The sequence below is a fragment of the Williamwhitmania sp. genome (assembly GCA_035529935.1).
GTDB lineage: Bacteria > Bacteroidota > Bacteroidia > Bacteroidales > Williamwhitmaniaceae > Williamwhitmania.
This window is the reverse complement of sequence record DATKVT010000082.1, coordinates 1-14,560: the sequence shown is the minus strand read 5'-3', so window position 1 is coordinate 14,560 and position 14,560 is coordinate 1. Positions and strand designations below refer to the sequence as shown.

The window sequence follows — 14,560 nt, the reverse complement described above, 5'->3', positions numbered from 1 at the left end:
TAGTATTCCCAGCTTCCGGTCGCCGCGCTCCCGCGCGGCTTGCGCTTTCTTTTCCTGCTTGTTGTTGTGCTATTCCTTTCGTCTTGCTTGTTATTTAGTCTTCCCCCGAAGGGGTCAACTCGCTACAGCCGGTCAAAGATCCTCGGGCGGTTACCCGCCCTGCTTCCGCCATTTACCGGTCGTTACCGGTTCGAAAGCGGATGCAAAAGTAGTACTTCTTACCTTACACTCCAAATAATAGTGAACCTTTTTTTAATGTTTTTTTAACGTATACTTCATCATGCTGAAGGTCAAAGGGTAGTGCTTTAATAAAAAGGAGATAAGGCCATACAAAATAAAAAAACAGGGCCATTATACCAAGACAGTGTAGGTAGTAATGACACCCTTGCCACAAAACCGGAGAATAAATCATCGGCAGGTTACTATCGCGTTCTATAAAACCGAGAATTACTTGTATATACCCTGCCGTGAAAGTGCACGCCTATATGCTGCAGCATTCCTATTATGCTCCTTAAGCGTAGTTGAAAAATTATGGTAACCAGAAAAGTCTTCCCTAGCACAAAAATATAAATACGAGTGCTTCTCTGCATTAAGCACAGCATCAACAGTGCTGGGTGATGGGAAGTTAATAGGGCCAGGAGGTAACCCTGCAAATCGATAAGTATTATAGGGTGAATTAACTTGCAGCTGTTTATTCAGAATTCGTCTGATGGTGAAATCACCTAATGCAAATTTTACTGTAGGATCGGCCTGCAACATCATTCCCTTCCGAAGGCGATTACGGTAAACCCCTGCTATTCGAGATTTCTCGCTCCCTTTTACCGTCTCTTCCTCAACAATAGAGGCCAACGTAACTACCTGAACAGGACTAAGACCCAACCGTTTAGCCTTGGCTTTGCGAGCATCGTTCCAAAAGTGCTCATACTCTTTGTGCATCCTGCTAATGAACTTTTCGGCTGAGGTATTCCAAAAAAACTCATAGGTGTTTGGGATAAACATGCAGGGGAAAGTAGCCAAGCTAAATCCATACTGAGCAGCCACATCAGGATCGTTTAGCATTCGATCGAGCGAAACCGAGTCCGCTTCAATTTGTTTTGCCACAACACCTCCTAAATGATCAACACCTCTCATTGGATTAAAGACTAGCTTAACAGGATCTTGTTTACCCATTCTAAGCATCTCAATGAGGTCGTGATTGCTCATACCGTTAGTTATGCGGTACCGTCCAGGATATACATGCTCAGCATACTTCATCTTTCGAGCAAGCCACTCAAAGGTGCTTCGGTTTACAATAACCCCTTTTTCATAAAGCAATCGGGTAACATCTTCAATGGCGGAGCCAGTAGGAATTAAAATGTAATCGGCCTCGTGCATAGTTGTTACTACGTTAGGCTTATAGAGATATCGGTATGCCTCCTCTAGAATATATCCAAAACTCAATAAGGCTAATATGCCAATTCCAAGAACTACTTTTAGCCCAAACGATAATTTGTTACCACTCTTCTTCACTGTAGGAAAATTTTAGCAAAAATAGGCATTTCAACCATAACATAAGCATCCGAATACTTCAACACCTATGGCTAACAATAAAGCGAAGCAGTCAACCAAGGTTGCTGCTTCGCTCATTAACAACAATTATAATGTCAATTTATCAGCTAGTTAATGCCTTTAGAGCCATGGTAAATCGCTCCATTGCAACAACCAGAACCTCATCGGAGGTAGCGTAGGATATGCGAATGCAATTTGGCTCCCCAAAGGCACAGCCAGGAACTAATGCTATATGTGCTACCTCAAGCAAGTAGAGGGTAATATCCTGAGCAGATTGAATTTTTTTATCACCGTATCTTCGTCCAAAGAAACTTGAGATATCTGGGAAGATGTAGAATGCACCTTCTGGAAGATTCACCTTAACGCCATCAATTTTAGACATATAGCTATAAACCAAATCGCGTCTACGCTTAAAAGCAGCATTCATTGTAGCAGGAAAGGTGCTTGGGATTGTAAGAGCAGCAAAGGCTGCCTTTTGGGCGATGGAACTAGCGCCAGAGGTGGTTTGCCCCTGCAACTTTATGCAAGCCTGAACAATCTCCTTACTAGCAGCCATGTAGCCAATTCTCCATCCGGTCATGGCAAAGCCTTTTGAAACACCGTTAATGGTTATCACCCTCTCGTAAATGAAGTCAAATTGGGCAATGCTCTCATGCCGTCCCACAAAGTTTATATGCTCATATATCTCGTCGGCAATTACAAAGAGGTCTGGATGCTTGGCAACCTCCACAGCAATATCGTGCAGCTCCTGCTTGGAGTATATACTTCCTGTAGGATTTGAAGGCGAACAAAGAATAAGCAACTTTGATTTAGGTGTAATTGCCCCTCTGAGTTGTTCCAGCGTGACCTTAAAGTCATTTTCTAGCGTTGTATTGATCACAACCGGGGTACCCTCAGCCACCTTGACCAACTCAAGATAGCTAACCCAGTAAGGTGCGAGAACGATTACCTCCTCTCCGGGGTTTACCATTGAAAGGATGACGTTGGTTAGCGATTGCTTGGCACCATTGGAAACAACAATCTGCTCGGGAGCATATGTTAAGTCATTTTCAACCTTGAACTTGTGGGCTATTGCCTGCCGCAAATCCATGAACCCAGGTACCGGGGAATAAAAAGTAAAGTTATCATCAATGGCACGCTTGGCTGCATCCTTAATGTGGTCCGGAGTATTAAAGTCAGGTTCGCCAACGCTCAAGTCTATTACATCAATACCTTGGGCTTTAAGGTCTTTGCTCTTCTGAGACATTGCCAATGTTTGGGATACCGAGAGCTTTTTTAGGCGCTCAGAAACTATGTCCATGATTAGTTGGGAGTTAGGTTTCGTAAACGATTGCAAAACTGTAAACAAAATTAGGTTTTTAATGTATTTATTACTCTATTTGCATAAAAAAATGCTATGGATTTGCTATATACCTTATTGCTTGTAGCCATTCCTGCCATAATCGTTTACATGGCATCCTACCTCTCTTTTAAGAAAATAATTGAAAGTGAGGAGAATAGACGAAAACAGGAGTTGATGGTTAACAACCAAAAAATTATTATTCCTATCCGGCTAAGAGCTTACGAGCGCTTAATCCTGTTTCTTGAGAGAATTTCCCCGGATAATCTTATCGTTCGAATTACCCGACCCGACATGAAGTCCGGAGAGCTACAGGAGGCACTCATAACCGCCATAAGAACGGAGTTTGAGCACAACCTTTCGCAGCAGCTCTACGTGAGCCCTCAAGCTTGGGAATCGGTTAAAAACGCTAAAAGCAACCTGATCGGAATTGTCAACTTAGCCATGGAGGACATATCGCCAGCAAGTCCTGGAATAATTCTCTCGCGTAAAATTCTTACCAAACTGGTAGAGCGCGAAGTTAATCCGGTAACGCCATCAATTGAATTCCTGAAGGGCGAGGTCAATTTCCTATTCTAATCTCTAGAAAAGAACATGCAAAAGTATGGAGGTTGAATAATTCATTTAAACCCTCCTCGCTTGATGCAATCTGATTAACAATACAAGCAAAATAGAATCAACCCTTAAACTAACAACAAATTGTTTACCTAATGGAACAGATCGAAAAACCAAAGGGGCTTCCGGAAAATGCACATCGGGAGCTAAAACCGGGTGAAAGCTATTCGCCAATTATGTCTCCAGATAAAAAGGTGCTGGAGGCAACCCCTTACTCTGTAATGATGGGGGTGCTTATGGCAGTAATATTCTCAGCAGCGGCAGCCTACTTAGGGCTAAAGGTTGGACAGGTTTTTGAAGCGGCAATTCCCATTGCCATCATGGCCGTAGGTGCCTCAAGTTTGAGCAAGATGAAGAATGCGCTTGGGCAGAATGTTATTATTCAGTCCATCGGAGCAAGTTCGGGTGTTATTGTTGCTGGTGCCATTTTTACGCTGCCGGCTCTCTACATTTTGCAAGCTAAATATCCGGAGATAACTGTTAGCTTCATGCAGGTATTCCTTTCCTCGCTTCTTGGCGGCATTCTCGGAATTCTGTTCCTTATTCCCTTTCGTAAGTATTTCGTTTCCGATATGCACGGCAAATATCCATTCCCCGAGGCCACTGCCACAACACAGGTGTTGGTTTCAGGAGAGAAGGGCGGAAACCAAGCTAAGTTTCTACTTATTAGCGGATTAATTGGTGGTGCATATGACTTTATAGTGGCCACATTTGGTTGGTGGAATGAGAACTTCACCTCACGGGTAATTCCCTTTGGCGAAGCCATTGCCGACAAAGCGAAGGTGGTGTTTAAACTGAATATCGGCGCTGCCCTGCTTGGTCTTGGCTATATTGTTGGCTTGCAATATGCAGCAATTATCGCCATTGGCTCGATGTTCGTTTGGTTTATCATCATTCCGTTAATGTCTGTTTTCTTTGGTCATCAGGTTATCGATTTTACTGGGCACACCACAATGATGGTGGGTCAGATGTCTCCTGAATTAATTTTCACAACATACGCTCGTCACATCGGTATAGGCGGTATTGCCATGGCAGGTATTATTGGCATCATCCGCTCCTCTCACATTATTAAGAGTGCCTTCGGATTGGCTGCCAAGGAGATTACGGGCAAGCATAAGGTTGATGTAGCTCAAAAGCGGACTCAGCGCGACCTATCTATGAAGTTCATTGCCATTGGGCTTGGAATTGCACTTGCACTGGTATTCCTCTTTTTCCAACTTGGCGTTGTTCACAACCTAACCTATGCAGTGGTTGGCCTGTTAGTGGTTGCCATTATTGCATTTCTCTTTACAACTGTTGCAGCAAACGCCATCGCCATTGTGGGCACCAACCCTGTTTCGGGTATGACCCTTATGACACTTATTTTGGCATCGTTGATAATGGTTGCAGTGGGACTTACCGGTACTTCGGGGATGGTTGCTGCCTTAATTATTGGTGGTGTAGTTTGCACCGCGCTTTCCATGGCCGGAGGTTTTATTACCGACCTCAAAATTGGATACTGGCTAGGCTCTACACCTTCGACCCAGCAACGTTGGAAATTCTTAGGCACGCTGGTATCGGCTGCCACCGTTGGCGGAGTCATTATGATTCTAAATAAGACATACGGCTTCACTGGACCTAATGCACTGGTTGCACCGCAGGCTAACGCAATGGCGGCGGTTATTGAACCATTAATGTCGGGTCAGGCTGCTCCATGGATTCTATATGGTTTTGGAGCAGCCCTATCCATAGTGCTTACCCTTCTGAGAATTCCTGCGCTTGCATTTGCCCTTGGCATGTTTATTCCACTGGAGCTCAACACACCCCTTCTCGTAGGTGGAGCCATTGCATGGTTTGTAAAGTCAAGAAGTAAGGATAAAAAGCTAAATACTGCCCGTCATGAAAAGGGAACCCTCCTTGCATCTGGATTTATTGCAGGTGGAGCGCTAATGGGTGTTGTAGCCGCCATTATTAAGTTCTACCAAAGCACGCAAATTGATAAAGAAATTGCTGCCCTGGGAACAGGCGCTTCAAGCGAAGCAATCCAACATATTAAGGAAGGTCACACGTTTATCAACGCAGCGTGGGCCGATAGCAATGCCGCAGTATGGCTTGGCGGATTTATGCTAATTTTGATAAGCTATTACCTAATTAGAAGTTCCTTAAAGGCAAAACCTGAGGTGGAATAGTGAATAAGTGAGTGGTGAATAGTAAAAGTGGAATTGAAAAAGACAACTGACAGTGAATTAATCAGCCTGAGCAGGTTTTCTATCCATTGAAAGTGTTCACCACACCAACTTTTTACCTTCGGTATTGTTTGACTTAAAAAATGATTTCGAACCGATAAATATGGGAAAAGAATGAAAAACGAAATACTTGAGCGTTTTCTGAGGTATATTAAAATTGACACCCAGAGCGACGAATCATCATCAAATTATCCAAGTTCAGAGAAACAAAGAATGCTTGGCAATCTCTTAATCGAAGAACTTAAAACTCTTGGTTTAAAGGATGTTACCGTTGATAAGTATGGCTACATAATGGCTACACTTCCTAGTAACGTTAGCAAAAAGGTGCCGGTAATTGGATTCCTTGCCCACATGGACACCAGCCCGGACATGAGCGGAGAAAACGTAAAGCCAAGGATCATTGAGAATTATGACGGTAGCGATATTGTTCTTAGCAAAGAAAAGCAGCTGGTAATGACCACACGGGAGTTTCCCGAGTTGAAGAAATATGTTGGCCAAACCATCATTACCACCGATGGCAATACGCTGCTCGGTGCTGACGACAAAGCTGGTATTGCTGAAATCATGGCTGCGGTTAGCTACCTTCTAAAGCATCCGGAGATAAAGCATGGTGATATTCGCATTGGCTTTACCCACGACGAGGAGATTGGACATGGTGTTGACTTCTTCGATGTGAAGCGTTTTGCCGCCGACTTTGCCTACACCATGGATGGTGGCGCAATCGGCGAGATGGAGTACGAAAACTTCAATGCAGCAGGGGCTAAGATTGCAATCCAGGGCAGGAACATCCACCCTGGCTATGCCAAGGACAAGATGATTAATGCCATGCTTGTAGCGATGGAACTAAATTCCATGCTTCCGGTTAATGAGCGTCCTGAGTTTACCCAAGATTACGATGGTTTTTACCACCTCATCCACATGGAGGGCAGTGTGGAAAATGCAACCATTCAGTATATTATCCGCGACCACAACCGTACAAAGTTTGAAACCAAGAAGGAGCTACTTACAAGCATTATCCGTCTTCTCAACATGAAGTATGGCGATACCATCGTGACCATTGACATGAAGGATCAATACTACAACATGAAAGAGAAGGTTGAGCCGCACATGCACATTGTTACCACCGCAGTAAAGGCAATGGAGATGGCCAACATTAAACCGCTCGTTGTTCCAATAAGAGGAGGTACAGATGGTGCTAGGTTATCCTACATGGGACTCCCCTGCCCCAATATCTTTGCAGGTGGTCACAACTTCCACGGAAAATTTGAGTACGTTCCGCTGGAGTCGATGGTAAAGGCAACAGAGGTAATTGTAAATATTGTAAAGCTTTACGCTGAAGCATAACCAATTTTAAAATTTTGGTAGAGCACCGTTCATTAATTTGGACGGTGCTTTTTTTATGCCTGCAGTGCCAAGCATTTGCTGAGAAGTATTTTCATAAATCCAAATCCATCCAGGGAATAGATCTCAAGCGTCAAAATCCTAATTATATAAATCAGCGTTGATACCCAACACGCAGCAAACTTGCCTTCTTACTAATTTGAACCTATCGACTAAACAATTGAAGGAGGTTTTGTGATCAAAATTTGTAAATTACCTGAGCCTAAACCTGACTCGTAATGTCTATGAGAAACATATACTCTATTGCATTTGCATTATGCCTTATCCTTGGCCTAATAGGAGAAAATTCCATTTCTGCCCAAAACACTAAGTGGGCTTTGGTAATGTCAAAAGGTAATGGATACACAGCACAAGAATGGCGGACAAGAACCATCTTCCCGTCAAAAGAAATTAGTGAACTGTGGGATAAGGGATTCGAAGTAACATCCCTCTCCTATGGCATGAAACTTTGGGCTATGGTGGCCACAAAAGGAACAAAGTACACGCAACAGCGGTGGAAAACATCCACCATCTTTCCTGCTGATGATATTAAAAAGGCGTGGGATGACGGCTATTATATTACAGAACTAACTTACGGAAATGGAGAATGGGCCGCCATCTTTTCCAAAGGATCCGCCTTTACCGATCAGGCATGGCGAACCAGATCCTACTTTCCCGAAGATGAAATCAATACGCTGAAAGGTAAGGACTATGCAATAACTAACCTTAGCTACGGTGAAGATCGGTGGGCGTTAGTAATGTCGAAAGGAACTGGCATGGACGACCAAGTATGGTTTAGAAGTTCAACTTATCCCGACACCAAAATTAAAAGTTACTGGGACTCCAAATACTACATTACCAACATTGCCTATGGAAATGGAGAGTGGGTTGTGGTTATGTCGAAAGGAGTAAGCACCACTGATCAGGCATGGAGAACCAGAACCTATTACCCCGAAAAAGAGATTAAGGAACTGTGGGATAAGGACAATTACATAACTGGCATAGTAACCGATTTTGATAGTGCTCCTATTTCAATCAACGATGCCAATGTTCTTGCCTCCTCTGCAGACAACCTTGCCTTTCGTGAAGGGACCACTTCGCTTAAACCTAAGTGGATTAAAACAACTAAAGACTACACATACGTCAACATTGATCATATCGACACTACTCGCTGTTGCATCGGCCGCGATTCCTACCTCGAAGACCCGGTAAGTGGAATTCATTACAATCTGGTAAGCGCAGTTGGAATTCCAATTTGCGAAACAAACTACTATAAAAAGTCTGACAATTTTTCACTTATATTCGACAAAGTTCCAACCGAGATTAAAGAACTTAATCTTGTAGAGCAACCTGGTGCAGCCAATGCCTTTAACCTTATTGGGATGAAACTCGATGGCAGCGTGGCATCGCCAGCGACAAATACAAACGTTGCAGCGGATGTGCCAACAGGATTGCCGCCAATCCTCACCATCGAAGATATTTCACTTTCTTCAAATTCATTTGGAGCGAACGAAACGGCCAAGCTATCGGTTACCCTTAAAAATGTTGGACCAGGAGATGCTCGAGACGTAATGCTTAATCTTGAATCGAACCTCAAGGATCTGCAATTTAGTGCTTCAAGCCCATTCCCCACCATTGCAGCAAACGGCGGAAAACAAACCGTCACCATTCCAATCACTGGGACTGTTGATCTACCCTCCACCACTGCCCAACTGAAAATTGAGGTAGAGGAACCTCATTTTAAAGTGAAAATTCAGGGAAAGCAGCTCTCTGTGCCAACTCGGGAATTCCAAAAACCCGAACTTTTGCTGGCAAAGTATGCCGTGGTTGAAAATCAGAGTGCCAACCCCAACAACCAAATCGATATCAACGAGATGGTAGACCTTGTTTTTGCTGTTCAAAACGTGGGCCTCGGCAGTGCGGAAAACGTAACCACATCGGTCACTAACAATCAAAAAGGGGTTATGTTCTTAGGGGTAGTAAACGGGAATCAGCTAGTTCGCCAAAATCCGACCTTTAGCTCCATTGCTTCGGGAAAGTATGAAACGGTAACCTATCGTTACTTTATCAACAGCGAATTTACCGATTCCAACCTGCAGTTTACCATTAATGCAGGAGAAAAGGTTGGAAGGTTTGGCTTCTCTCTACCAAAAAGTTTTGCCATAAACACAAAACTTTCCGAGGAGGGTTTCATACGAACGGTGGCTAGTACCAACACCAATACAGGAATCCCAAGTAAAGTAATAATTGAGGATATCCCTGATTTTGTGGTGGACGTTGACTCCAACATTCCCACTACAAACAACTCCAACAACAGCGCCTACGCGCTAATAATTGGGAACGAAGATTACAGCTCTCGACAAACTGGGCTTTCCAAGGAGCAAAATGTGGAATTTGCCGTAAACGATGCAAACATGTTCGCGCTCTACTGCGAAAAAACGCTCGGCATACCCAAGCGACAAATCAAGGTATTGCTAAATGCCACAGCGGCAGAAATTTCACAAGGTTTGGCATGGTTAACAAATTTAGCTAAGGTCGAAAACGGCAATGCCGAGCTGTTCTTTTACTATTCGGGCCATGGCCTTCCCGATGAGCAAACCAAAGAAGCCTACCTCGTTCCTGTTGATGTAAATGGCTCAAACCTCACCTATGCAATTAAGGTGGCCGATGTATACAAGGACTTAGCAGAACAGCCAACGAAAAAGGTGAACGTTTTCCTTGATGCTTGCTTCAGCGGAGGTGGTCGTAACGAAGGATTGTTAGCAGTAAAAGGAGTAAAGGTAAGACCCAAGGAGAATACCGTACCTGAACATATGGTAGTGCTTGCTTCCAGCACTGGTGACGAGAGCTCTGCCGTGTTTAAGGAAAAACGACACGGATACTTTACCTATTTTCTACTGAAGAAACTTCAGGAGAGCAAAGGAGAGATTAGCTACAACGACCTCAGTAGCTACATCATTCAAAATGTAAGAAAGGAAACGGGCATCTCTGGAAAAATTCAAACACCACAGGTAATAGTTAGCCCTAACGCTGGCGACAGCTGGAAAACCTGGCTTGTAAAATAAGTATCCATAAAAAAGCGGGGGGCTCCTAATATGAGATCCCCGCTACACCTAAGCCAAAATTTTTCAAATTCTAAAGCAGTGTGATGCCGTGAGTTAAACTCCAGGTTTTGGCCTCCTCCGGCCAAACGCTTGCCTGCACCTCCCCAATATGGCTTTTGCGAAGCAAAAACATGGCCAACCGCGATTGTCCTATTCCTCCACCAATGGTTTGTGGCAGCTCGCCTTTAAGCAGTCGAGAGTGGAAATAGAGACCCATCCGTTGTTCAGCATCGGCAATGGAAAGCTGGCGAACCAAGGACTCGGCATCTACACGGATTCCCATGCTCGATAGCTCGTAGGCCGACTGCAACACCGGGTTCCAAACCACAATATCGCCGTTGAGACCATGCTTTCCGGGTAAAGTTTCGGTACTCCAGTCATCATAATCGGGTGCGCGACCATCGTGCGGCTCACCATCGGCAAGCTTCCCGCCAATGCCAATAATGAATACGGCACCATGCTCCTTGGTGGCCTCCGTTTCTCGTTCCCTTGGTGAAAGATACGGAAACTGCGCCTGCAAGTCCTCTGAGTGAATGAACTTAATGGAAGTAGGTAGAATGGGCCGGATCTCAGGGTATAACGTTGAAACGTAATGTTCAGTGTCCCTAATAGCCGCATAAAGACGTGTTACAATCAGCTGCAAAAAATCTAGGTTACGTTGCTGTGGTTCCATAACCATCTCCCAATCCCACTGGTCAACGTAGAGAGAGTGAATGTGACTAAGCACCTCATCGGGTCGTATGGCCCGCATATCGGTAACAATTCCTTTACCCGGCTCAATTCCGGCATCGGCCAGTTTAAGCCGTTTCCACTTAGCTAGCGACTGTACCACCTCCACCCTTCTTCCGTCAAGCGCTTTTGTGGAAAAGCCAAGTGGTCGCTCGATACCGTTTAGGTCGTCGTTGATACCCGTTCCGGCCTCCACCAGCATTGGGGCGGTAACCCGAGTAAGGTTAAGGCTCTTGCGTAGCCTATCGACAAAGTAGCCCTTCACGCTCCAAAGCGCATCCTCGGCGGCTAAAAATTCCTGTTGTAAGCTCTTGCTCTCCAATAACGTTTTCATTTTTTAGGGTTTAAAGGGTTATAAAAAAACCTCCGCCAATTTGGCCGGAGGTTACACATTTGCATAGCAGGTGATATCCTCGGCCGGCGGGGGGCTATTATTATTATTGTTAGTTATTCTTATCATTTCAAGTTGGTGTAAACAAAAAAAGCCTTCCGTTTGGGAAGGCCTGCTTTATCAGTTGTGTTGAGAATTTCAATTTTACTGCAATAGCGCTCCTCCCCGAAATTTCTTCGGATTATTATTGGCGTTATTATTGCGGAAAAAGGTCATTTCTTGTTTGTATTTGAATGCAATATAAAAAGAATTTTGATTCGACAACACCTCTGTAAAAAAACCAACTGATTTATCAGCAATAATTGTCACTAAAAAAAGGGGTACCCCTTCGGGCACCCCAATTAATTATTTTACTCTACAATATGAATCTTTACTTCTTAATCATCTCCACGCTGCGAACAACAAACTTAGCCAGCGCTTCGCCCTTAAGCATATTGTTGGCAAGCAAGGCTAGGTCAACAAGTTGCTTAGCGAGTTTATTTTTCTTGCCAAACTCTGTGAGCATGGCCTTCTTTCTATCCTTCAGGGCATTGAGCTGCTTCTCAACATCGGCGACCTTGTCCTTGTCGGCTTGAGGTATCTCTTCGTGCTTCAAATCCTTTTGAGCATTTTGCAACTCCTTAAGCGAAGCCTCAACCGGAGCAATCTCGCCATTCACCTTCTCTAGCTCGGCCTTCATTTTAGCCTCGGTTTCCCCAATAACCTTTGAAACTAAAGGATGGTTTGCGTTCACCACAAGGTTGTAGCTGTCGGGTAGTTCGCCGTAGAAATTCATTCCACCGCCACCCATCTGAGCCATATCCTTCATGCGGCGCATAAACTCGCTTTGGGTAATAAGCACCGGAGCATCCGTTTCTGCAAGGTTCTCAAACATCACGGTAAAGTTGGTGTTCTCGGGAGCATGGCATAGGAACACCGGACGAAGCTCCTCCTGCTGCTCTAAGCTGAACTTGGTTTCGGCCAAGTCTTCTTTTGGAATAAGGCGATCAACCACATCGGAATCGACGCGAACAAAGCGAGCATCCTTGAGCTTGCTCTCCAGATGGTTTACGAAGTGTGCGTCGAGCTGTCCATCCATTATCAGCACATCGTAGCCCTTGTTCTGAGCCTTCTCAATGTAGGTAAACTGCTGCTCTCGGTTGGTAGTATAAAGGTAAACCAGCTTCTTGTTCTTATCCTCCTGGTTGGGCTTGATGAGCTTCTCATACTCCTCAATGGTAAAGTATTTCCCATCGGAATTTTTAAACAGGAAGAACTTCTCAGCGCGCTCGTAGAACTTCTCGTCAGTGAGCATACCATACTCGATAAAAATTTTCAGGTCGTCCCACTTGCTCTCAAACTGGGGCCTGTCACTCTTGAAAATCTCCTGCAACCTATCGGCCACCTTCTTGGTGATGTGGCTCGAAATTTTCTTCACGTTGCTGTCGCTCTGCAGGTAGCTGCGCGACACGTTGAGCGGAATATCGGGTGAGTCGAGAACGCCATGGAGTAGGGTTAAAAACTCCGGTACAATGCCTTCCACGTTGTCGGTTACAAACACCTGACGGCAGTAGAGCTGAATGCGGTTTTTCTGAACCTCCAAGTTGTTCTTCAGCTTGGGAAAGTAAAGAACACCGGTGAGATTGAATGGGTAGTCAACGTTCAAGTGAATGTTGAAGAGCGGATCCTCGGCCATGGGGTATAGCTCGTGGTAGAACTCCATGTAATCCTCATCCCTAAGATCGGCAGGTTTGCGCGTCCATAGTGGGTTTGGATTGTTTATCACATTGTCCTTATCGGTATCCACATACTTTCCATCCTTCCAATCCTGCTCCTTGCCAAAGGAGATGGGAATAGGCAGGTAGCGGCAATATTTCTTGAGCAGGCCTTCAATACGGCTCTTCTCCGCAAACTCGCTACTCTCATCGTCGATGTGCAGAATAATATCGGTGCCACGTGCTTCCCGTTCGGCTGGCTCAATTGTATAGTCGGGGCTACCATCGCAGGACCAGCGCAAAGCGGCTGCACCATCCTTGTGTGAACGGGTAACAATCTCAACCTTCTTCGAAACCATAAACGCACTGTAGAAGCCCAAACCAAAATGGCCAATAATGCCAGTCTCGGCATTCTTATACTTTGCCATAAACTCCTCAGCACCTGAGAAGGCAATTTGGTTGATATACTTCTCTATCTCCTCCTCGGTCATTCCAACTCCGGAGTCGGAAATGGTAATGGTTTTAGCCTTCTCGTCGAGGGCAATGCGAATAGTAAGGTCACCCAGCTCTCCCTTATACTCGCCAACCGAAGCCATCGTCTTCAACTTTTGCGTTGCATCCACGGCGTTGGAGACCACCTCGCGAAGGAAAATTTCGTGGTCGGAATAGAGAAACTTTTTGATAATGGGGAAAATGTTCTCGGTTGTTACGCCAATTTTTCCGTTACTCATATCAGCTATTTTTTTAGAATTAGTATTTGCCTTTAACGAAATGCCCATGGCGCGTGGCCAAAAGCAAGTCCCACAGGTCCCGCTTAATCAAACCCTATACCAAAAGGCAAATGCTGACGGAGTGGCAGAAACAGCAAGTCAATACAAACATGGTTGGCAGTTACTCCATTTATACTTTGTTGACAACTTTACTCATTAATGATTAACATTTCAGATAGTTATCCCTAATTTTATTGGACAACAAAAAGACAAAATTATGTGCATACCAGATTTTGAAGATTATAGGAAAGTTGTTTTAGCACCTTTGCTTCCAAATGCTAATTTTAGTCGCATGTCTCAACTGGGTGAAAATTTTAAGTTATTTCTCAAAAACAACAGGGACCTTGAAGGGTCCATATATGAAATGAAGGAAGTGGATAAAAAACGCTTTGTGCACTTCACCTCTTTAAGAAATCTTTTTGAAATTCTTAACTCGGAAGAAATTCGGCTTTATGATTTTGGTAACCAAGATGATCCTAAAGAATACCTTTATTCTTGGGAAACGATCAAAAACATGGAAGATACAGATAGGATTGGAAAGGATAATGACAAGCTTTTTTCTTTTATCCTTTCAATGTGTCAAATTAAAGATAATGACGATTCAGACTATTTTGATATGTGGCGTTTATATGGAGATAATGGTTCAGGAGTTGGTATTGTCATAAAGATTGATAACAATCCAGCTGAATGAGACAATTACCTATTAAGTAACGTCCTTTATGGTGAGAAGAAAAGAAATAATATTGAGGAATTATTTAGAAGACA

The 14,560-nt window shown here is 44.2% G+C and carries 9 protein-coding genes; 5 read left to right on the top strand and 4 right to left on the bottom strand.

Translation table 11 applies throughout. The features are described 5' to 3' along the window. Positions 1-447 precede the first annotated feature (447 nt). Both mltG and VMW01_06670 read right to left on the bottom strand, forming a co-directional pair. Positions 448-1,509: an endolytic transglycosylase MltG gene (gene mltG / locus VMW01_06675; protein HUW05925.1), complete on the bottom strand. Its 1,062-nt coding sequence runs from the start codon at positions 1,507-1,509 to the stop codon at positions 448-450. 142 nt (positions 1,510-1,651) lie between these two features. Next, the gene (locus VMW01_06670) at positions 1,652-2,848 is read right to left on the bottom strand and encodes a pyridoxal phosphate-dependent aminotransferase (GenBank protein ID HUW05924.1); all 1,197 of its coding nucleotides are present in this window, start codon (positions 2,846-2,848) and stop codon (positions 1,652-1,654) included. 96 nt (positions 2,849-2,944) lie between these two features. On the opposite strand from VMW01_06670, the gene VMW01_06665 reads away from it, so the two are divergent. The 4 genes from VMW01_06665 to VMW01_06650 all read left to right on the top strand — a co-directional run bounded on the left by VMW01_06665 (position 2,945) and on the right by VMW01_06650 (position 10,172). Beyond that, complete coding sequence (locus VMW01_06665) at positions 2,945-3,466, top strand: hypothetical protein (protein HUW05923.1); 522 nt, start codon at positions 2,945-2,947, stop codon at positions 3,464-3,466. A gap of 131 nt (positions 3,467-3,597) precedes the next feature. Next, positions 3,598-5,670, top strand: coding sequence for an oligopeptide transporter, OPT family (locus VMW01_06660; protein HUW05922.1), 2,073 nt, complete (start codon positions 3,598-3,600; stop codon positions 5,668-5,670). 171 nt (positions 5,671-5,841) lie between these two features. Continuing rightward, entirely contained in the window at positions 5,842-7,071 is a 1,230-nt protein-coding gene (pepT, locus tag VMW01_06655; GenBank protein HUW05921.1) for a peptidase T, read from the top strand. 275 nt (positions 7,072-7,346) lie between these two features. After that, positions 7,347-10,172, top strand: coding sequence for a caspase family protein (locus VMW01_06650; protein ID HUW05920.1), 2,826 nt, complete (start codon positions 7,347-7,349; stop codon positions 10,170-10,172). Positions 10,173-10,242: 70 nt separating this feature from the next. On the opposite strand, the gene asnA is transcribed toward VMW01_06650, so the two are convergent. Together asnA and htpG are read right to left on the bottom strand one after the other, a co-directional pair. Next, positions 10,243-11,274 carry an aspartate--ammonia ligase gene (asnA, locus tag VMW01_06645; GenBank protein ID HUW05919.1) on the bottom strand — a complete coding sequence of 344 codons (1,032 nt, stop codon included), beginning with the start codon at positions 11,272-11,274 and terminating at the stop codon, positions 10,243-10,245. Positions 11,275-11,701: 427 nt separating this feature from the next. Next, complete coding sequence (gene htpG, locus VMW01_06640) at positions 11,702-13,756, bottom strand: molecular chaperone HtpG (protein ID HUW05918.1); 2,055 nt, start codon at positions 13,754-13,756, stop codon at positions 11,702-11,704. A 256-nt stretch (positions 13,757-14,012) separates the two neighbouring features. Between htpG and VMW01_06635 the strand changes: the two genes are divergently transcribed. Continuing rightward, on the top strand, positions 14,013-14,486 hold the full coding sequence (locus VMW01_06635; GenBank protein ID HUW05917.1) for a hypothetical protein: 474 nt from the start codon (positions 14,013-14,015) through the stop codon (positions 14,484-14,486). Positions 14,487-14,560: the final 74 nt, after the last annotated feature.